The following is a 21,186-nucleotide window of genomic DNA, read 5'->3' on the forward strand; positions in this document are numbered from 1 at the left end:
CTCTTCCCGTTCCCCGGGGGCAGCGCAGCACAAGCGCAGCGCGGTGGTGCGCTGCTGAACCGGGGCCCATGTGGCGGCAGACTGGCTCCCGGTTCAGCGTCGCAACACTTCGCGTTGCGCCGCGCCCGGGACACGAGACTGAGTTTCGTCGGGATCACGAACGATGACCGCTCTGCTCGAGGTTACAGGCCTGGTCAAGCATTTCGTCGCCGAACGCTCGCTGTTCGGCCGGGCGCTGGCGCATGTCAAAGCCGTTGATGGCGTCTCCTTCTCGCTCGAGGCCGGCAAGACGCTGGCCCTGGTCGGCGAATCCGGTTGCGGCAAATCCACCGTCAGCCGCCTGGTGCTGCGGCTGATCGAGCCGGATGCGGGCACGATCCGGTTCGACGGCCGCGATCTCCTCTCGCTCGATCCCTATGCGCTCCGCGCCTTCCGCCGCGAGGCCCAGATCATCTTCCAGGACCCCTACGCCTCGCTCAATCCGCGCATGACGGTCGGCCAGATCCTGACCGAACCGCTGGCACTGCACGATCTCGTGCCGCCGGCAGAGCGGCGTGCGCGCGTCGCGGAGCTGCTGCGGCTGGTCGGGCTGGAGCCGAGGCTGGCGCGGCGCTATCCGCACGAATTCTCCGGCGGCCAGCGCCAGCGCATCGCCATTGCTCGCGCGCTCGCGGTCGAGCCGAAGCTGATCATCTGCGACGAGCCGGTCTCGGCGCTGGACGTCTCGATCCGCTCGCAGATCCTCAATCTGCTGCGCGAGCTCCAGGACCGGCTCGGCCTCGCCTATATTTTCGTCTCGCACGACCTCGCCGTGGTCAAGCACATCGCCGACCACGTCGCGGTGATGAATCTCGGCCAGATCGTCGAGACGGCGGAGGCGGACGCGCTGTTCGCCTCGCCGCGCCACCCCTATAGCCGGGCGCTGTTGTCCGCGATCCCGCTGCCGCAGCCGAAGGTGAAGCGCGCGACCGTCCTGCTCGAGGGCGAGATCCCGAGCGCGCTCAACCCGCCTTCTGGCTGCCGCTTCCACACCCGCTGCCCGTTCGTGATCGAGCTCTGCCGCAACGAGGCGCCGGCGCTTCTAGCTGACGGCACGGGCCACGCCGCCGCCTGCCACCGCACGGCGGAACTGCCGTCTGCCGACGCCATATTGCCGGCAGCCGGCGGGTTTTCGCCGGCGCTTGCAAAATTGGTCGCCGCCTTCAGCCAAAAGACGGAAGGCGCTGCCACCGCCGGGGTTGGTATACAAGGCACCGCGCCCACAACGACATAGCCGAAGCAATGGGGACTGTCCGATGAAGATGTTTCGCCTGGCCGCAACGGCCGCCGCCGTCCTGCTGTCGCTTGGAGCCGCGCAGGCCCAGACCACGCTGCGCATCGGCCTCGCCGAGGACCCTGACATCCTCGATCCCACGATGGCGCGCACCTATGTCGGCCGCATCGTGTTCTCCGCCTTCTGCGACAAGCTGTTCGACATCGACGAGAAGCTCAACATCGTGCCGCAGCTCGCGCTGTCGAGCGAAACCGCCGACGACGGCAAGGCGCTGGTCATCAAGCTGCGGCCCGGCGTGAAATTCCACGACGGCGAACCGTTCGGCGCGGAAGCCGCCAAGTTCTCGCTGGAACGGCATCTGACGTTCCCCGGATCCTTCCGCAAACCCGAGCTCGCCTCGGTCGATCACATCGAAGTCGTCGATCCCCTCACGGTCAAGCTGGTGCTGAAGTCACCGTTCTCGCCGCTGCTCGCTCAGCTCACCGACCGCGCCGGGATGATGGTGTCGCCTAAGGCGGCGAAAGAGGCCGGCGACAAATTCGGCCTGCGCCCGGTCTGCGCCGGCCCGTATAAATTCGTCGAGCGCGTGCAGCAGGACCGCATCGTGTTCGAAAAGTTCGCGGACTATTGGAACAAGGACAACGTCTTCATCGACAAGATCGTGTTCCAGCCGATCGTCGATGCCACGGTGCGGCTTGCGAACTTGAAATCCGGCGGCCTCGATTTGATCGAGCGCGTGCTTGCCACCGACCTGAAGGAAGTCCGCGCGGATTCACGGCTGAAAGTCGCGACCGCCATCGAGCTCGGCTATCAGGGCATCACGCTCAACATCGGCAAGGACAAGGCCAAGGGGCCGCTCAGCCAATCCGCAAAGGTGCGGCAGGCGCTCGACCTTGCGATCGACCGCGACGCCATCAACCAGGTCGTGTTCAACGGCGAGTTTCAGGTCGGCAATCAATGGGTCAACCCTGATCATCCCTACTATCAGAAATCCCTTCCGGTCCGTCCCCGCAATGTCGAGAAGGCCAAGGCGCTGCTGAAGGAAGCCGGCGCGACACCGCCGGTCAGCGTCGATTTCCTGGTGCCCAAGGGCGCGGAGACCGAGACGCCGGCGCAGGTGATCCAGTCGATGGCGGCCGAGGCTGGGTTCGACATGAAGATCCGCCTCACCGAATTCGCGACCGGGCTGAAGCAGGCCGAGGCCGGCGACTACCAGGCCTATATGCTCGCCTGGAGCGGGCGCGTCGATCCCGACGGCAACAGCTTCGTGTTCCTGCACAGCGGCGCGCCGCAGAATTACGGCGCGTGGAACAACCCGCAGGCCGACAAGGCACTGGAAGACGCGAGATCGGTCACCGATCCCGCCAAGCGCAAGGCCAGCTATGAGGCCCTGGCCAAGCTGGTCCAGGACGAAGAGCCGCTGCTGTACCTCTACCACCGCCGCATCATCATCGCGCACACGACCAAGCTCGAAGGCTACAAGCAGATGCCCGACGGCCTCGTGCGTGTCATCGGACTCAAGCTGAAGTGACGCCGCGAGAATGCTGAACTTCCTCGCCCGCCGCCTTGCGCAGATCGTGCCGACGCTGTTCTTCGTCTCGGTGCTGATCTTCTCGCTGCAGCAATTGCTGCCGGGCGATCCCGCGCTGGTGATGGCGGGCGAAGAGCGCGATCCCGCCGTGATCGAGCAGATCCGTCATCAGTACCGGCTCGATCAGCCGGTCCCGGTGCAGTACGCCTACTGGATCAAGGGCGTGCTCTCGGGCGATTTCGGCGAGTCGCTGCGCAACAAGATGCCGGTGCGCGAGCTGATCGCGCAGAAGCTGCCGGTGACGTTGCAGCTCGGCGGCATGGCGATCGTGATCGCGTTCCTGATCGGCATCCCCGCCGGCATCGTCGCGGCCGTGAAGAAGGGCTCGGCCTGGGACTACGGCGCGAACCTGTTTGCGCTGTGGGGCATCTCGACGCCGAACTTCTGGCTCGGGATCATGCTGATTTTCCTGTTCTCGATCGAGCTCGGCTGGCTGCCGGCGTCCGGCTACGTGCCGCTCACCGAGAACTGGCGCGCGAGCCTGGCGGCCACCATCATGCCGGCTTTCGTGCTCGGCAATGCCATTGCCGCGGTCCTGATGCGGCATACCCGCAGCGCCATGCTGCAGGTGCTGGAAAGCGACTACGTCCGCACCGCCCGGGCCAAGGGACTCCTGGAGCGCTCGGTGATCCTGAAGCACGCCATGCGCAACGCGCTGACGCCCGTCATCACGCTCGGCGCGCTCGAGCTCGGGACGCTGTTGTCCGGCGCAGTCCTGACCGAGCAGATCTTCTCCATCCCCGGCTTCGGCAAGCTGATCGTGGACGCCGTCTTCAACCGCGACTACGCCGTCGTGCAAGGCGTCGTGCTGGTGACGGCCACGATCTACATCACGCTGAATCTCGTTGCCGACATCGCCTATATCCTCGTCAATCCACGGCTGCGGGGCTAGAGCATGACCGACGCCGCGCTGCCCGGCCCTCTCACGCAAGCCGACGAGCTGGATAGCCCGGCCCGCCGCGCGCGCCGGCGGCTGTTCAAGCGCAAGGCGGCGATATTCGGGCTCGTCGTGCTCACGATGTTCATCGTGCTCGCCGTGCTGGCCCCACTGATCGTGCCCTATGATCCCATCGCGACGAGCTGGAGCCTGGTGCGCAAGCCGCCCACCTCGGCGCACTGGTTCGGCACCGATGAGCTCGGCCGCGACATCTTCAGCCGGATCGTCTACGGCGCGCGCGCCTCGCTGCTCGCGGGCCTCATCTCGGTGGCGATCGCGCTCGGCATCGGCGTGCCGCTCGGTCTCGTCGCTGGCTATCGCGGTGGCTTCGTCGATGCGCTGATCAGCCGGATCACGGATGCGATGCTGGCCTGCCCGTTCCTGATCCTGGCGATCGCGCTGGCGGCGTTCCTCGGGCCGAGCCTCGGCAATGCCATGATCGCGATCGGCATCTCCGCAACGCCGATCTTCATCCGCCTGACCCGCGGCCAGGTGCTCGTCGTCAAGGCCGAGGACTATGTCGAGGCCGCGCGCGCGCTCGGCAATCCGCCATGGCGGATCGCGCTCTCGCATATCCTGCCGAACATCCTGCCCGCGCTGCTGGTGCAGGCGACACTGTCGATTGCCGCCGCCATCATCGCCGAAGCCGCGCTGTCGTTCCTCGGCCTCGGCCAGCAGCCGCCGGCGCCGTCCTGGGGCAGCATGCTCAACGCCGCGCAGCGCTTCCTGACCCAGGCGCCGTGGATGGCGATCTGGCCGGGGCTTGCGATCTTCCTCGTGGTGCTGTCGCTGAACCTGCTCGGCGACGGCCTGCGCGACGCGCTCGACCCGCGGCAGCGCTAGATCACCGCTTCCCGCATCACGCGGCGGCAATCCATCTCGTATTCGAGATCGACCACCGGCGGGCGGGCGAAATGCCAGGTCAGGCCGGAGCGCAACGCGCCGCGGCGGACCAGTTCGTCGACGAGCGTATGGTGGAAATCGTGCACTGAATATGCCTGCACCGCAGTGGTGTCGTTCCAGCCGAAGCCGAAAGCCGCCATCCGGTTTTCCATCTGCGACGTCGTGGTGAAGCGCACCTTCTCCCGCAGCCCCTCAGGGCTGAGGTCGCGATAGCGCACGGTGCGCTCGACATAGGTGCCGCTGCCCTCGCGTGCCTCGGCGCCGCCTGATATCACGAAGGACGGCGCTTTCGAGCGGGTCGGACGCGTGAACGAGAACGCATAGAACGACGGCTCGGACGGCGGATCGATCTCGGGACAGACATTGCTGCGCGCCACCGGATTGGTGGTGCCGTCGAAGATGCCCCATTCGGACAGCGTCTTCACATAGTGCAGGTTGAACGCGCGAAAGCCCTCTTCGCTGAAGGCTGCCGGTGAACGCAGCTCGCAGGCACAGAATGCCGTCAACGGCCGCCCGGCCTCCTGGATGAATTTCGCCGCCAGCGCAAACCCTTCCGCGAGCGGGACCACACGGTCGAAGCGGACGCGTTCGATTTCGTAGCCGTCATCCGCGGCGGCGCCCGCCGAATACTGGAACACGGACGGAATGAAACGGTAATTGCCGGCAGAGAAGTCACGCATCATGTCGAACCCCTATTCCAGTTGCATGCGAATGCCCTTGGCGCCGTTGAGCAGGCGCTTCAGGTGAAAGCCGGCCAGGGAATCGTCGGCGTGCATGCCGACCAGCGCGGCAAAGGCCGGCATGGCCGCGGCATCGCCGGCCTCCATCTTGGCGAAAGCCTCCGAATACAGTGCCGTTTCCGGCGCTTCGAACTTGCCCGGTGGCAGCGGCTCGAAGGCGCGCAACGGCTCGCTGCGTCCGCGCAGCATCAGCTCCCCCACGGGGCGGCCTTGAAAATTCTCGGCCGCCTCGGCGACGCTGGCGCTGACGCACATGCGGGTGCCCAGATGCTTGTTGGCGGCCTCCAGCCGCGCCGCAATGTTGATGGAGTCCCCATAGGCGGTGTAGTCGAAGAAGCGATTGCCGCCGAAATTGCCGACCAGCGCGGGACCGGCGTGAATGCCGATGCGGGTGGCACCGAAAGTCACACCCATGGCGCTCTGGCGCGCGCGAAAGTCCTGCGCCCAGGCGTCGAGCTCATGGGCGCAGGCGACCGCACGCGTGGCATAATCCGGCTGATCGCCGGGCGCATTGAAGAGCACCTGGATCGCATCGCCGATGATCTTTGCGACCGTGCCCTCATGGACGAAGACGATTTCGGTCATGCCGCCGACATACTCGTTGAGCAGCTTGCCCAACGTCTCGGGCGGCGCGCTCTCGACCAACGAGGTGAAGCCGGTAATATCGGTGAAGATGGTGGCGACATCGCGCCACTGAACTTCGATCCCCTCTCCGTCGCCGCTGGCGGCCAGACGCTTGGCGAGCTCGGGCGAGAAATGGCGCGACAGCGCGGCGTGGGCGCGCTCGGCTTCCATCTGGCGCCGCCGAACCTCGCGCAGCATCTCGATATGGCGGATGGTCTTCTCGATCGTGGCCTCCAGATCGGCGAAGTCGATCGGCTTGGTCAGGAAGTCGAACGCGCCGCGGTTCATGGCGGTGCGGATATTGCTCATGTCGCCATAGGCCGAGACGATGATGGTCGATTTCTTGTCCTCGGCCTCCTGGAGTTTCGCGAGCAGCGATAGCCCGTCCATCCTGGGCATGTTGATATCGGAGACCACCATGTCGACCTGCGGATTCTGCTCGAGCGAGGCCAGCGCCTCGAGACCGTCGCGAGCGAATATGATGACGACCTGTCCGTCGCGGATCTGCCTGCGAAATTTTTGCAGGACCAGCGCCTCGAGATCCGGCTCGTCGTCGACGAAGAGGATGGTCGCGCTCATGCGGCTTGCTCGAGCCTCGTGTCGATCTCCTGCCGCAGCAAGGCAAAGTCGATCGGCTTGGTGAGGAGCCCGACGGCGCCGCGCTCGATCGCCTTTCGCCGCGTCTCGGCGTCGCCATAGGCCGTGATCATGATGACGGGAACGTCCGGATGCGCGGCACGCACCTTCGGCAGCATGTCGAGCCCGCTCATGCCGGGCATGTTGATGTCGGACAGGATCAGGATCAGCGAGGGATCGCGAACCTCGGCGGCCCGCTTGAGCGCATCGGGCGCGGAGGAGGCGAACTCCATCTGGAAGCGGCCGGCGCGCAGCTCGCGCCGGAATTGCTGCCGGAATAGCGCCTCGACGTCGGGCTCGTCATCGACGACCAGGATGTAAACGTTCACGACTTGCCTCCGGAAGTGCCCTCCGCCGCCATCGTACGCGGCAGGGTGATGATGAACTCGGTGAATACACCTTGCATGGTGTTCACGTCGATGGTGCCGCCGTGCTGCTTCACGACGATATCGTGGCTCATGGACAGGCCGAGCCCGGTGCCCTCGCCGACCGGCTTGGTGGTGAAGAAGGGGTTGAACATCTTCTCCTTCACCTCGGGCGGAATTCCGGTGCCATTGTCACGGATCCGGATCTCGACCCTGTCGCCGAGGTCCTTGGTTGCCGCGCTCAAGGTCGGCTCGAAGGCCTCACCCGCGCTCTCCTTGCGTTTGGCCGTGGCATAGAAGCCGTTCGAGATCAGGTTGAGGAAGACGCGCGTGATCTCCTGCGGATAGATCTCGACCATACCGGCAGCGGGATCGAACGTGCGCTGAAGCGTGACGTTGAAGGAGGGACGTTCGGCCCGCGCGCCGTGATAGGCGAGATTGAGGCTCTCCTCCACGACCGCATTGATGTCGACGGCCCGATGCTCGCCGGAACCTTCGCGCGAATGCAGCAGCATGTTCCTGACGATGGAATCGGCACGCTTGCCGTGCTGCACCACCTTCTCGAGATTGCTCCTGAGCATGCCAGTCAGCTCGTCGACCTCCTCCCTGGTCTTGCCGTCGAGCGCAGCCGATTGCAGGGCCTCCTTGAGCTCGTCGATCAGCTCGGTGGAGACCGCGGAGAAATTGTTGACGAAGTTGAGCGGATTCTTGATCTCGTGGGCGATGCCGGCGGTGAGCTGACCGAGCGAGGCAAGCTTCTCGGTCTGGATCAGGCGATCCTGGGCGGCGCGCAGGTCGTCGAGGGATCGCGACAACTCTGTCGTGCGTTCCTGAACCTCCTCGAACAATCGAACATTTTCGATCGCGATAAGGGCTTGGTCTGCAAAGGTCGTGGCGAGTTCGATTTGCTTCTCGCTGAAGGGACGCACCATATGTCGCGTCAAGACGAACACGCCGATTGGCGATCCTTCTCGAAGCAGGGGGACACCGAGCATCGTACGCACATTGGACCGCCTTCGCGCGGATGAGGGTGCATAGTCCGGATCGGCCTGCACATCGGGGACGTGAACCGTCTTGGCTTCGAGCAGCGTACGCCCGACCACACTTCCCCGTTCTGGTAAAGAAGCAAAGGTCCGAAGCTTGCTTTCCTGCTCCGCATCGAGGCCGCAGCTTGCCGCCAAATAGAAAGCGCCATCGCGCGGTCGAAAGATCGTTCCCTCGTCGGCGTCACACAAGCGGGCGGCCGATCCGACGAGCGTATTCAGCACGGTTTGCAGATCGAACGCCGAGCGGCTGATGACCTTCAGCACGTCGGCGGTCGCCGTCTGCTGCTGGAGAGACTCGCTCAATTCCGCTGTTCGCCGTTCGACCTTGTTTTCGAGATCGGCATAGGATTCCTGCAAGCGCGCGCCCATGTCGTTGAACTGGTCGGCGAGCCCTTCGAGCTCGTCGCCCGTCCGGATCGAGATGCGCTGGGAGAAGTCGCCACCGCCGATCCTTTCCGCGCCGCTGCGCAGCGCCTGGATCGGCCCGACCATGCGGCGCGCCAAAAATATCCCCGCAAGCACCGCGAAGATCGACGCCGCGAGCAGCACGATCGCAAGCCGCTGCAGCGAGGCGTAGAGCGATGCATAGGCCTCCTCGACCGGCAGCTCGACGAACATGGTCCAGTGCAACGGCTCGATCGGCGCCGATGCGGTCAAGACCTTCTGTCCCTGGATGTTGCGCGCTTCCTCGAGCGCGTTCGGCATGGTGCCGCCGGCAGCCTGGGCGGCGCGCACCTGCGCGAGGCCGGACATGTCGGTGTTGCGCAGCACGAGACTGATATCGGGATGCGCGATCAGGCGCCCTTCCGGACCGACGACATAGGCGTGCCCGTGCTGGCCGACCTTGATCTGCGAGACCACGTCCCAGATCAGCTTGAGATTGACCTCGGCAATGCTGACACCGGCATCCCTGCGCGCGCCGGCCAGGGCCAGCGTCATGTAGGGCTCGGACTCCCGGCGGAAATAGACCGGGCCGTAATAGACCTTGTGCGCGACCGCCTCGGTGAACTTCGGATCGTTGGACAGGTCGATCCCGCTCTCGATCGCGTCCATCGCCAGCCGCGAGACACGCAACCGTTCCTTGCCGGTCGAGTCCACCTGGGCAAGCTCGGTAATCCCGGGCACCTGGCGCAACAGCCGCAGCGCGTCGAACCGGCGCTGCTCGATCGAGCCCGCCGACCAGGGCAGTTGCGTGGTCCAGCCGAGCTGGCTCTCGATCTCCTTGACGAACTGGCCGATCTTGGCCGCGGCCGCCTCGGCCTGCTCATGCTGGACCCGGATCAGGGAAGCCTTGTGTTCGCGATAATAGAAGAAGACCTCGAACAGACCGTTGGCCAGCAGCGCGATGGCCACGACAGCCACGAACAGCGCGACATATTTGGTGAACAGCCGGGTCCTGATCCCTCGTCCCGTTCCCCCGCCGGCAGCGACGCCATCCGAGGCCACGCTCGGCAGCGTCCTGGCTTGCGGGGTGTCGGGATGGAGGGAAAGGCTCATCACCCGAAACCTAGCAAGAAGACGGGACCTTGTCTTTCGCAAGCGCGGGATAAGGCCCTCGCCCATCGAAACCGGCGCCCGGGCGCAACGAAAAAGGGCGGCAGCGGACCCGCCGCTGCCGCCCTGGATCGCTTGCGAGCCAGCGGCTTCAGGTCGGCCGCAGGGCCTTGGAGCCGAGGTCGAGCTCGTTGACCTGCTTGTTCCGCTCGGAATCGGCCGCCGCGCGATGGTCGGTCGCCAGCACCACGTAGACCGCGGGCAGCACGAACAGCGTGAACAGCGTGCCGATCGACATGCCGGCGACGACGACCAGGCCGATCGAGAAGCGGCTGGCCGCCCCCGCGCCGGTTGCGGTCAGGAGCGGGATCAGGCCGGTCACCATCGCGGCCGTCGTCATCAGGATCGGCCGCAGGCGGATGCGGGCTGACATTTCGATGGCGGAGCGGCGGTCGAGCCGCTCGTTGACCTGGAGCTCGTTGGCGAACTCCACCATCAGGATGCCGTGCTTGGTGATCAGGCCGACCAGGGTGAGCAGACCGACCTGGGTATAGATGTTCATGGTCGCCACGCCGAAGAACAGCGGGATCAGCGCACCGACGATCGCCATCGGAACCGAGATCATGATCACCAACGGGTCACGCAAGCTCTCGAACTGCGCAGCCAGCACCAGGAAGATGATGATCAGCGCGAAGCCGAAGGTGATCGCGAGCTGATTGCCTTCCTGCACGTACTGCCGGGAGTCCGCGAGATAGTCGTGGCTGAAGCCTTGCGGCAGCTTCTTGGCCTCGCTTTCGAGGAAGTCGACCGCCGCACCGACGGTCACGCCGGGCATCGGCACGGCCGAGAACGTCGCCGAATTGAGCTGATTGTAGTGCGTCAGCGAGTTCGGATCGGTCTTGGTCTCGATCGACACCACCGTCGACAGCGGAAGCTGTTGGCCGGTGTTGGTCGTCACATAGAAGCCGCCGAGCGATTCCGGCGAGAGCCGCTTGGCGCGCGGAACCTGCGGGATCACCTGGTAGGACCGGCCCTCCAGATTGAAGCGATTGACGTAGTTGCCACCCAGCAGGACCGCGAGCGTGGCGCCGAGGTTCTGCATGTTGACGCCGAGATCCTGTGCCTTGGTGCGGTCGATCGTCACCTTCACGTTCGGCTGGTTGTAGGCAAGATCGCTGTCGGAGACGATGAACATGCCGCTCTTGCGCGCAGCGTCCTTCAGCTTCTCCATCTGCTCATAGACCGTCTGGAACCCGGCGGTGGAATTGATCACCATCTGCACCGGAAGACCGCCCGGCCCGCCCGGCAGCGGCGGCAGGTTGAATGCGAAGGCCTGCACGCCCTCGATCTTGGAGAGCTCGGTCTGCACCAGCGGCTTCAACTGGATCGACGAGCGCTTGCGCTCCTCCCAGGGCTTGAGCAGCATGCCGGCGATGCCGCCCTGCGGGCCGTTGATGCCGTTCAGCACGAAACGCAGATCGGTCTCGGGAAATTTCGAAAATTCGTGGTCGAGCTTGTCGCCGTAGAAATCGACATAGTCGATGTTGGCGTATTTCGGCGCCTTGGTCACCGCGAACACGATGCCCTGGTCCTCCTCGGGCGCCAGCTCCTTCGACGTGTGCATGTAAAGGAAGCCGACGAGTCCGAGGATCGTTACCGCGAACAGGCCCGTGATGGCCTTGTAGTCGAGCGAGCGGTCGAGCCTGCGGCCATACCAGCGCGTCAGCGCGCCGAACACCTTGTTGACGGCCTTGGCGAAGCGGCCCTCTTCGGTGTTCTTCAGCAGCACCGAGCACATCATCGGCGACAATGTCAGCGCGATCACGCCCGACACGATCACCGAGCCCGCCAGTGTGAACGCGAATTCGCGGAACAGCGAACCGGTGAGGCCGCCAAGGAAGCCGATCGGCGCGTACACCGCGGCGAGCGTGATGGTCATCGAGATGACCGGGCCGACGATTTCACGCGCGCCTTGCAGCGACGCCTGGACCGGCGTCTTGCCCTCCTCCAGATGGCGATGGATGTTCTCCACCACGACGATGGCGTCGTCGACCACGAGGCCGATCGCCAGCACCATCGCGAGCAGGGTCAAAAGGTTGAAGCTGAATCCCAGCGCCAGCATCAGGGTGCAGACGCCGATCATCGACAGCGGGATGGTGACGACGGGAATGATGACCGACCGCAGCGACGCCAGGAACAGGAAGATGACCACGATCACGATGATCACGGCTTCGCCCAGCGTCTTCTCCACCTCGTCGATCGAGGATTGGATGAACTTGGTCGAGTCGTAGGCGACCTTCATCTTCATCGACGGCGGCAGATTGCGCTCGAGCTCGGGGAACAGCGCGCGCACGCCCTTGACCAGTGTCAGCGGGTTGCCCTGTGGGGTTGCCTGCACGCCGATGAAGATCGCGTGCTCGCCGTTGAACGCGACGCTCGCGTCCGTGCTTTGGGCGGCAAGCTCGACGGTGCCGATGTCCTCCATCCGCACGAAGCCGCCGTCCTTGGCCTTGACGATCATCTTCTTGAACTGGTTGACGTCGGTCAGGCCCGTGTTCGTCGAGACGTTCGAGACGATGAGATAGCCCTTGGTCTGGCCCGCCGCGGACTGGAAGTTGTTGGCGGTGATGGCCGCAGCGACGTCAGCCGGCGACACGTTGCGGCCGGCCATCTTCTCGGGATCGAGCCACAGCCGCATCGCGAAGGTCTGCCCGCCGAGAATGTCGGCGGAAGCCACGCCGTCGACGGTCGACAGCACCGGCTGCACCACACGCGTCAGATAATCCGAGATCGCCGAGCCCGAGAGCTCCTCGGACGAGAAGCCGAGATACATCACGGCCGTGGTCTGGCCCGTGGTCTTGGTGACGATCGGGTCGTTGGATTCCTTCGGGATCAGGTATTTGACCGAATTCGTCTTCGCCAGCACCTCGGTGAGAGCCTGGTTCGGATCGAAGTTCAGCTTGATGTAGACCTGGATCGTCGAGGTGCCGAGCACCGAGGACGAGGTGATGTAGTCGACGCCTTCAGCCGAGGCGACGGCCTGCTCGATCGGCGTCGTGATGAAGCCCTGGATCAGGTCCGCGGACGCGCCCGGATAGACGGTCGTGATGTTGATGACCGTGTTCGACAGCTTGGGATATTGCCGGATCGGCAGCACCATCGCCGCGCGCAGGCCGATCAGCAGGATCAACAGGCTGACGACGACCGACAGGACCGGGCGTTTGATGAAGATGTCGGTAAAGCGCATCGCGGCGATCTCGATTTATATGTCTCAAGAAAAGTGATCCGGCCAAGCCGGATCACTTGAGTGTCATGGATCAGTAGCGCGGCGGCTGCGCCGGGATCTGCGGAGCCGGGTCGGTCGAAATCGACACCGCCGCACCCGATTGCAGCTTGAGCTGGCCGACGGCGACGACCTTGTCGCCCGCCTTCACGCCCTTGATGATTTCGACGCGACCTTCGACCCGGTTGCCGGTCTGCACGAAGGTGCGCACCGCGGACAGGCTGGTCTTGCCGTCGGCTTCCTTCTTCTCGGTGATCACGAACACCGAGTCGCCGTACAGCGTGTAGTCGACCGCCGTCTCCGGAACGGTGATCACGGCCGGCTTGTCCGGCAGCACCACCGTGGTGGTCACGAACATGCCGGGCTTCAGGATCTTCTCCGGATTGGCGATCGTCGCCTGCACGCGGATATTGCGGGTGTCGGTCGAGATTTGCGGTTCGATCGTGGTGATCTTGCCTTCGAAGATGCGGCCCGGATAGGCATCGACCTTCAACTTGACAGTCTGGCCGACCTTGAGGCTGCCGGAATCCTTTTCCGTCACGGTGAAGTTGGCCCACAGCTCCGACAGATCGGTCAACGACACGATCGCCGTACCCGCCGTCAGATACTGACCGACCTCGACCTTGCGGACGCCGAGATCACCGGAGAACGGTGCGCGCACCAGCTTCTGCGAGATCAGCGCTTCGGTCTTGGCGATGCCGGCCTGCGCCTGGTCGTAGGCGGCCTGCGCGGTATCGACGGTCGCCTGCGGACCGAACTGGCGCGCGGCCAGCTGCTTGGCACGATCAAGCGACAGCTGTGCGACGGTCGCCTGGGCCTTGTAATTGGCAAGATCGCCCTGCTCCGGCGCGTCGAACAGCTGGACCAGCGGCGTGCCGGCTTCGACGCGCGTGCCCGGCGCGAACTTGATCTCGGTGACGCGGCCGTTGACGTCGGCACTGACGTCGACCTGGTGCACGGCGACGAGGCCGCCGACCGCGGTGAGCAAGTTCGGCACCACCTCGGACTTGGCCTCTGCCGCGCTGACAGCGGTCGGCGGCGGCTTGTTGTTGGCGAAGAACTGCTTGATCATCTGGCCGCGGAAATAGTTGAACCAGACGAGGCCGCCGACCAGCACCGCCAGGAGCGTGCCGACGATGATGAACCAGAGCACCGGCCGGACCGGACGCTTGGGAGCCTTGTTGTCGATCGGTTCGCCCGAAATCTTGTGTTCGGTTACGATGTTCATGTCATGCACTCTCTGCAATCGCCGCCTTGCCGGCATCCGCGGCCTGATTGTGGCCCAGATGCGAAGCAATTGCGGCGTCGTTAAGTCCGATACCCCTCAGGAGAAACTCACACAGCTGCCGCTCGAGGTCTTCAGCCTTGCCGTAAGCGAGGCAAGGCGTGGCCGGCAGCCTGGTCAGCGCCGCAGTCATCACCGAGTGATGCGCAAACCAGAACAGATTGAGCGGATCGCCGCTGCATAGCCGCGCGTCCCCGGCGGCAACGGCACGTTCGAGCGAGGAAACGAAGATCGCCCCGATCAGCGTCTCGATCTTGGCATACAGCAAACGGGCGAATTCGCCATCATCCAAGTGGCTGGTGGCCATCAGCCGCAGGCGCTGGGCCTCTTCCTGATCGGGACCATCAGCGATGTGCAGGAAATGCTCGACCATGCCGCGGATCACCTCGACCAGCGTGGCGGTCGAAGGCTCCCGCTCGAGAAGCTCGGTGAGCGCCGGGTCCGCCTCGCATTCGTCGCTGAGGATTTCGGCGTAGAGGGCCGCCTTGGACGGGAAATGCTTGAACAGCAACGCCTCGGAAATGGCAGCGGCGGCCGCCACGCTCTTGGTCGTGGTGCCGGTATAGCCATGTCGGGCAAAGCAGCGTTTCGCGGCTCCGAGGATCAATTGACGCCTCAGGTCGCTCGTCATACGCAATGAGCTCATGCTAGTGAGTAAGCACTCACCCACGCAAAAAGTCAAGCACTATGTTGCATCGCAACCTGAATGCGTTGTTAATTTAGTCGAAATTGCCCCCGCCTGCACGGCCTCCGTGCAGGACCTGGGCGCCGGTGGGAATGGACAGGCTCGTCCTAGATTGGCTGGAAGCCGAGGTCGCCGCGGATCCGGTTGAGGATGTAAGTCCCATCCCGGCTTGGCAATATCCGCTCCAGGCTGGCGCTGTCGATCTTCATATTGGCAAAGCGAGGCCCCGCAGAGACGTCGTGAACGGCTTTGGCAAAGGCCTCGACCTCGGCCATGGTCGTGACCGCCCGACTATCCCCGATGCCGCAGGCCCTGGCGACGCCGACGAGGTCGGCGGCAGCGGAGGTGTGGCTGGTCTGGCCGCCCGTTTCGCCATAGGCCTCGTTGTCGAGAACTGCGATCGACAGGTTCGACGGCTTTTGCAGCCCGATGGTGGCCAGGCTGCCCATGCCCATCAGCATCTCGCCGTCGCCGGTGATGACCAATACCGGCAGTTTTGGCTGCGCCAGGGCGAGCCCCAGCCCGATCATCGCGGCGCCGCCCATGCCGCCCCAAAGGTAGAAATTGCGGGCGTGGTCGCCGGCCGCGCACATGTCGTTGGTCGAGGCCCCGAGGCCGCCGATCGCGACGACGTCCTTGCGGTTCGCGAGCAACGTGGACACCACCTGCCGACGGTCGAGGAGATTGGCCTTGCTCATTTGGTGAAAACCTTGGCGCCGATCAGGCGCTGCGACAGAAGGACGGCGGTAGGCGTGAGCGCGTTGTAGGCTTGCGACGCAGCGGCTTCGAGCACGGCCGGCACCTCGGCTGCGTTCGAGGCCCGCAGCACTTGGACACCCGACAGTTCGAACACGCCCTGTGTGGTCGATCCCATCGGCACCTGCCACGGATTGAACTCGCCCCACTCGCCGCGCATGGTCACCAGCGTGAGGAAGGGGAAGCGCAGGATCGGGATCAGCGACAGCATGTTGATGCAATTGCCGACGCCGCTCGACTGCATCAGCAAGACGCCGCGCTGTCCGCCGGCCCAGGCGCCGGCGAGAAGCGCCACGCCCTCCTCCTCCGTCGTGAGCGGAATGCCGCGCATGGTGGATGAGGCCAGCACGCGCTGGATCAGCCTCGAATGGCCGGCATCCGGCACGTAAGGCACCTGCCTGATATCGAAACGTTGCAAGGTCGCGAAAATATCGTCGGGCCAATTCGGCGCCGTGTCGGCAGCGTCAGCGCGTGCGTGCATTTTCCTGTCCGGTCGGCTAGCAAGGTGGGAAGACTGTAGACGCATGCATGCGCCGACCAGAACAACAAAAACGGCATAACGGCTTTAACCGGCGAGTATAACGGGATGAACGCAGATGCGAAGGCGCTGGCGGCAAGCTTCGACCTCGAGAAGCTGACGCCGGAATTTTACGACGACCCCTACCCGACCTATCGTGCACTGCGGGAGAACGAGCCGGTCAAGCGCCTGCCGAACGGCACCGTGTTCCTGACCCGTTATGACGATCTCGTCACCACCTACAAGAACACCAAGTCGTTCAGCTCGGACAAGAAGCGCGAGTTCGCGCCGAAATACGGCGACACCCCGCTCTACGAGCATCACACTACCAGCCTCGTCTTCAACGATCCGCCGGCGCATACCCGCGTACGTCGCCTGATCATGGGCGCGCTGTCGCCGCGAGCGATCGCCGGCATGGAGTCTGACATCATCAAGCTGGTGGACGGCTTGCTCGACGCCGTCGCGGCCAAAGGGGCTTGCGAGCTGATCGAGGATTTCGCGGCGTCCATCCCGATCGAGGTGATCGGCAATCTGCTCGACGTGCCTCATGAGGAACGCGGGCCGCTGCGCGACTGGTCGCTGGCGATCCTTGGTGCGCTCGAACCTGTGGTGTCGCCCGAGGTCGCCGCCCGCGGCAACAAGGCGGTGACGGATTTTCTCAGCTATCTTCAGACGCTGGTGGCACGCCGGCGCGACAAGCCGGGCAATCCCGAGCGCGATGTTCTGACGCGCCTGATCCAGGGTGAGGAGAATGGCGAGCGGCTGACCGAGAAGGAGCTGCTGCACAATTGCATCTTCCTGCTCAATGCCGGCCACGAGACCACCACCAATCTGATCGGCAACGGCCTCGTGGCGCTGGACCGCAATCGCGACCAGAAGCGGCGGCTGATCGGCAGTCCCGATATGATCAAGACCGCCGTCGAAGAGATGCTGCGCTACGAGAGCTCCAACCAGCTCGGCAACCGCATGACCACGGAAAAGGTCGAGCTCGGCGGCGTCACGCTCGATGCCGGCACGTCGGTGACGCTGTGCATCGGGGCGGCCAACCGCGATCCTGCGCAGTTTCCGGACCCTGAAAGCTTCGACATCGCCCGCACGCCGAACCGGCATCTCGCCTTCGCCACCGGCGCGCATCAATGCGCCGGCATGGCGCTGGCGCGGCTCGAAGGCGCGATTGCGATCTCGCGCTTCCTGGCGCGCTTCCCGGACTACGCCGTGAGCGGCCAGCCGGTGCGGGGCGGACGGGTGCGGTTTCGTGGCTTCTTGAACGTGCCGTGTGCGCTTCGCTGAGGACCCGGCACCAAAAACTGCGAAAACAACCCCATGCACAGTAGAGAACCCTCTGATACTTTTGGCAAATCAGATCGGGCTACGCCACCGGAGGGGATGAAGACTTCCAAGGCGGCAAGTTGATACCCAGATCAAGCTGAGGGCCGGCGGTGCAGTCGGGCACCGCCCCGCGCAGCAATGGAGTGACGACAGATGAGCGCGTCGGTCATTGATTTCGTCGCAACGGAAGCACGCTTTGGGGCCCACAATTACGAGCCGATCGGGGTCGTCCTGTCGCGCGGCGAAGGTGTCTGGGTCTGGGATACCGAAGGCAACCGCTATCTCGATTGCCTCTCGGCCTATTCGGCGGTCAGCCAGGGCCACTGCCACCCCAAGATCCTGGCGGCGATGGTGGAACAGGCGCACAGGCTGACGCTGACCTCGCGGGCTTTCCACAACGACCAGCTCGCCCCCTTCTACGAAGAGATCGCGTCGCTCACCGGCTCCCACAAGGTGCTGCCGATGAACAGCGGCGCCGAGGCGGTCGAAAGCGCGATCAAGTCGGTGCGCAAATGGGGCTATGAGGTGAAGGGCGTGCCGGACGGCCACGCCGAGATCATCGTCTGCGCCAATAATTTCCACGGACGCACGCTGGGCATCGTCGGCTTTTCAACCGACCCCGACACGCGCGCACATTTCGGGCCGTTCGCGCCGGGCTTCAAGATCATCCCGTTCGGCGACGCCGCGGCACTGGCGGAGGCAATCACCCCAAACACGGTCGCCTTTCTGGTCGAGCCGATCCAGGGCGAAGCCGGTGTCATCCTTCCTCCGGCCGGCTATTTCACTGAGGTGCGGGAGCTCTGCACCACCAACAACGTGATGCTGGTGCTCGATGAGATCCAGACCGGGCTCGGCCGCACCGGCAAGCTTCTCGCTGAACAGCACGAGGGAATCGAGGCGGACGTGACGCTGCTCGGCAAGGCCTTGTCCGGCGGCTTCTATCCGGTGTCGGCCGTGCTCTCGAACAACGACGTGCTCGGGACATTGAGGCCCGGCCAGCACGGTTCGACGTTCGGCGGCAATCCGCTTGCTTGCGCGGTGGCGCGCGCGGCGCTGCGCGTGCTGACCGAGGAAGGCATGATCGAGAACGCGGCCAGGCAGGGCGCGCGCTTTCTGGAAGGTTTGAAAGACATTCGTGCCAACACGATCCGCGAGGTGCGCGGACGCGGCTTGATGCTGGCGGTCGAACTGCATCCCGAGGCCGGCCGCGCCCGCCGCTACTGCGAGGCGCTTCAGGGCATGGGCATCCTCGCCAAGGATACCCACGAGCAAACGATCCGCATCGCTCCGCCGCTGGTGATCACAAGCGACCAGGTCGACTGGGCGCTGGAGCGGCTCGCCAGCACCCTGACGCAGGATTTCTCCTGAGCGGCCTGCGTCGGAAGATCGCAATGCCGGCCGCGGCCAGCAACGAACGATTCCGCCAGCTGCGCGTTGAACGTCGTGGGCGATTACGAGCTGGGAGCGACAATCATGCTTCCGCATGGCGCTTGCCTTACGGCTGCTTTAGTTGGTGTCTCTGTGCTGGCGACGAGCGTCGGCGCGTTCGCCCAAGGACCCGGCCAGGGACATGGAAGGGGCGGACCTGCCGGTCCAGCCGCAGCGCCTGCACGCCCAGCAGCACCACCGGCCATGGCCCGTCCGGCGGCGCCGCCAGCCATGGCACGTCCCGCCGCCCCGGCATTCCATCCACCGGCCATGCCGCAGCGACCGGCCATGGCGCCGCACCCGGCGCCCCACATCGCCGCACCGCCGCCGCGTCCGGGCCCCCGTTTTGCAGCACCACCGCCGCGAGCCGCCCCGCACGTGGCGGCGCCGCGACCTGAATTCCACCGGGCGCCGGCAGCGCCACAACGTCCGGCCATGGCCCCGCGGCCGACGCCGCATATCGCCGCCCCCTCGCGCCCAAGCGCGCCACCTGCTGTGAGCGCGCGGCCGCCGCGACAGGAGCGGATGGAGCAGCGCGCGCAGCAACATCAGCAGCAGATCCAGCAGCGACAGCAAATCGTGCAGCAGCGGCAGCGCGAGACGCTCACACGTCAGAGCTCGGAACGGCAGAGCCGCATCGACCGGATGCAACAGCGCGTGCAGCAATTGCAGTCGCAGAAGCCGGAAGGCGTGCGGGCGCAACGTGCACAGGAGCGGACGCTGCAGACGCAGAACCGCCTGCTCCAGCGCGAACAGGGCATGCAGCAGCGCGATCAGGCGCGCCTGCAGCGGCTGGGCCCCGAGTCCACCACAGTTGGGCGAGCCGCCATTGCCGCCGCCGTGCAGGCGGCCGAGCGCGGGCGATTTGCCGAGCGCTTCCGCGAGCAGGCCCCTGCGCAAGCGCAGGCAGCGCTCACCACCCGCCAGAGCGGCTGGGCTCCCCGGCAGGCCTGGCGACACCGCCATCCCGCGGTGTTCGTGGCGTGGCTTGGGCCCGTGTTCTGGCCTTACGCTTACTCCGACATTTTCAACTACACGTTCTGGTCCTATGGCTACGAGCCCGGTTATTGGGCATACGCCTATGACGACTTCGTCGACACCGTGTTCTGGGGTGGTGACGGCCCCTATTCCGCCTATGCCAGCACCAACCCGTATGACTATCCGCAAGCCGGTGGCGGCAGCCGCGCCCGTCCGCGCGCGAGCGTGAGCCCGCAAACGCTACAGCAATTGTGCGGTACACCGGACAAGGGCGTCACCGCCTGGCCGCTTGCCGATATCGCGAAAGCGGTGCGGCCGGCGCCGGAGCAACGCGCACTGCTCGACGAATTGAAAACCGCGGCGGCCAACGCTGCCGGCGTGTTCAAGGACTCTTGCGCGGAGACTTATGCATTGACTCCCCCTGGTCGCTTGCGCGCGATGATGAACCGCATCAGCGCGACGCTGGAAGCCGTCAAGATCGTGCGACCGGCACTGGAGAATTTTTACAACTCGCTCAGTGACGAGCAGCAGGCCAGCTTCAATGCGCTCGGTCCGAATATCGGCGAACGCTCGCCACAGCAGCAAGCCAACGTCGAGGGCTGCGGCGATCCGAAATCCGGCCTGACCCAGCTGCCGATCCAAAGGATCGAGGCTGTGCTCCACCCAGCCGGCAAGCAGAAGGAGGCGCTCGACCGCCTCAGTGAAGCGACAGCCAAAGGCGTTGAAGGCCTGCAAGCGGCTTGCCCGAACGATGTGCCGCTGACGCCGGTCGGACGGCTGGAGGCGATGCAGCACCGGCTCGAGGCGATGCTGACGGCCGCCAAGCTGGTAGAGCCTGCGCTGGACGAGTTCTATGCCACGCTGAGCAGCGAGCAGAAGGCGCGCTTCAACACGCTGCAACAGGTCGCGGGGCCGTGAGGACGGCATCGCGTTTTCTCGTTGCAATTTGCGCCGCGGTCGAACGAAGCGGGGTGACGTAATCGTCCTGCTTCAAAGCTCGACGAGACCATGCATGTCCCTACCGCGCACTCTCTGTGAGGGTGCAGCGGCACGTAACGCAAGCGACAGCCTCGTTTCCGACCTCACGAGGAAATCGTCTTCCGCCCAGCCTAGTTCGCGCTTGGGATCGCGTTGCATTGCTGGAAGTGAGAAGACAACTCGAGATTAGCCAGATGATCCCAGTATTCCGCTTCTGCGAGCAGCTTCCATTTGTTCATGCTGTTGTACGCGGCCTGTTGGCGGCACAGTGAGCTCATCGCACGCAAACGCTGCACCTTATCCACTGCGGACCCTCCTTCACGCTTGCTTGTTTGCAA

At 64.8% G+C, this 21,186-nt stretch carries 17 protein-coding genes; 7 read left to right on the plus strand and 10 right to left on the minus strand.

Annotated features, from left to right (window positions below; translation table 11 throughout):
* The first annotated feature begins 163 nt into the window (after positions 1–163).
* From GDN70_RS27925 to GDN70_RS27940, 4 genes are read left to right on the plus strand one after another with little or no spacing between them, the layout of a single operon-like run.
* Positions 164–1,273: an ABC transporter ATP-binding protein gene (locus GDN70_RS27925; RefSeq protein WP_038947050.1), complete on the plus strand. Its 1,110-nt coding sequence runs from the start codon at positions 164–166 to the stop codon at positions 1,271–1,273.
* Between the two features lie 22 nt (positions 1,274–1,295).
* On the plus strand, positions 1,296–2,804 hold the full coding sequence (locus tag GDN70_RS27930) for an ABC transporter substrate-binding protein (RefSeq protein ID WP_038972772.1): 1,509 nt from the start codon (positions 1,296–1,298) through the stop codon (positions 2,802–2,804).
* A gap of 10 nt (positions 2,805–2,814) precedes the next feature.
* Complete coding sequence (locus GDN70_RS27935) at positions 2,815–3,756, plus strand: ABC transporter permease (protein WP_028143444.1); 942 nt, start codon at positions 2,815–2,817, stop codon at positions 3,754–3,756.
* Between the two features lie 3 nt (positions 3,757–3,759).
* Complete coding sequence (locus tag GDN70_RS27940) at positions 3,760–4,644, plus strand: ABC transporter permease (protein ID WP_028143445.1); 885 nt, start codon at positions 3,760–3,762, stop codon at positions 4,642–4,644.
* Here the strand turns inward: GDN70_RS27940 and GDN70_RS27945 are convergent.
* The 9 genes from GDN70_RS27945 to GDN70_RS27985 form a co-directional block, all read right to left on the minus strand.
* Positions 4,641–5,387 (minus strand): hypothetical protein, encoded by a 747-nt coding sequence (locus GDN70_RS27945; RefSeq protein ID WP_028143446.1) that lies wholly within the window; start codon positions 5,385–5,387, stop codon positions 4,641–4,643. The genes GDN70_RS27940 and GDN70_RS27945 overlap by 4 nt on opposite strands.
* Before the next feature lie 9 nt (positions 5,388–5,396).
* Positions 5,397–6,647: an adenylate/guanylate cyclase domain-containing protein gene (locus GDN70_RS27950; protein ID WP_038972773.1), complete on the minus strand. Its 1,251-nt coding sequence runs from the start codon at positions 6,645–6,647 to the stop codon at positions 5,397–5,399.
* On the minus strand, positions 6,644–7,033 hold the full coding sequence (locus tag GDN70_RS27955) for a response regulator (RefSeq protein WP_018315558.1): 390 nt from the start codon (positions 7,031–7,033) through the stop codon (positions 6,644–6,646). Before GDN70_RS27955 ends, GDN70_RS27950 begins: the two co-directional genes overlap by 4 nt.
* Positions 7,030–9,612, minus strand: coding sequence for an ATP-binding protein (locus tag GDN70_RS27960; protein ID WP_028143448.1), 2,583 nt, complete (start codon positions 9,610–9,612; stop codon positions 7,030–7,032). Before GDN70_RS27960 ends, GDN70_RS27955 begins: the two co-directional genes overlap by 4 nt.
* A 148-nt stretch (positions 9,613–9,760) precedes the next feature.
* Entirely contained in the window at positions 9,761–12,856 is a 3,096-nt protein-coding gene (locus tag GDN70_RS27965) for a MexW/MexI family multidrug efflux RND transporter permease subunit (RefSeq protein ID WP_152103309.1), read from the minus strand.
* Positions 12,857–12,926: 70 nt separating this feature from the next.
* Complete coding sequence (locus tag GDN70_RS27970; RefSeq protein ID WP_028143450.1) at positions 12,927–14,120, minus strand: efflux RND transporter periplasmic adaptor subunit; 1,194 nt, start codon at positions 14,118–14,120, stop codon at positions 12,927–12,929.
* Position 14,121: 1 nt separating this feature from the next.
* Entirely contained in the window at positions 14,122–14,808 is a 687-nt protein-coding gene (locus GDN70_RS27975; RefSeq protein ID WP_028143451.1) for a TetR/AcrR family transcriptional regulator, read from the minus strand.
* 161 nt (positions 14,809–14,969) lie between these two features.
* On the minus strand, positions 14,970–15,560 hold the full coding sequence (locus GDN70_RS27980) for a thiamine pyrophosphate-dependent enzyme (protein ID WP_038972776.1): 591 nt from the start codon (positions 15,558–15,560) through the stop codon (positions 14,970–14,972).
* The gene (locus GDN70_RS27985) at positions 15,557–16,099 is read right to left on the minus strand and encodes a phosphonopyruvate decarboxylase (protein WP_028143453.1); all 543 of its coding nucleotides are present in this window, start codon (positions 16,097–16,099) and stop codon (positions 15,557–15,559) included. The genes GDN70_RS27980 and GDN70_RS27985 overlap by 4 nt, the downstream gene beginning before the upstream one ends.
* Before the next feature lie 105 nt (positions 16,100–16,204).
* On the opposite strand from GDN70_RS27985, the gene GDN70_RS27990 reads away from it, so the two are divergent.
* The 3 genes from GDN70_RS27990 to GDN70_RS28000 all read left to right on the plus strand — a co-directional run bounded on the left by GDN70_RS27990 (position 16,205) and on the right by GDN70_RS28000 (position 20,788).
* Positions 16,205–17,425, plus strand: a complete 1,221-nt coding sequence (locus GDN70_RS27990) for a cytochrome P450 (protein WP_038972777.1) — start codon at positions 16,205–16,207, stop codon at positions 17,423–17,425.
* Between the two features lie 192 nt (positions 17,426–17,617).
* A complete protein-coding gene (gene rocD / locus GDN70_RS27995) occupies positions 17,618–18,832 on the plus strand; it encodes an ornithine--oxo-acid transaminase (protein WP_038972778.1) in 1,215 nt (404 codons plus the stop codon).
* A 585-nt stretch (positions 18,833–19,417) separates the two neighbouring features.
* Positions 19,418–20,788: a Spy/CpxP family protein refolding chaperone gene (locus GDN70_RS28000; RefSeq protein ID WP_244625831.1), complete on the plus strand. Its 1,371-nt coding sequence runs from the start codon at positions 19,418–19,420 to the stop codon at positions 20,786–20,788.
* 191 nt (positions 20,789–20,979) lie between these two features.
* Here the strand turns inward: GDN70_RS28000 and GDN70_RS35205 are convergent, their stop codons facing one another.
* Entirely contained in the window at positions 20,980–21,153 is a 174-nt protein-coding gene (locus GDN70_RS35205) for a hypothetical protein (RefSeq protein ID WP_162832241.1), read from the minus strand.
* Positions 21,154–21,186: the final 33 nt, after the last annotated feature.

Origin of the sequence: Bradyrhizobium sp. TM102, from assembly GCF_009176685.1 — a bacterium.
Classification (GTDB): Bacteria; Pseudomonadota; Alphaproteobacteria; order Rhizobiales; family Xanthobacteraceae; genus Bradyrhizobium; species Bradyrhizobium ottawaense.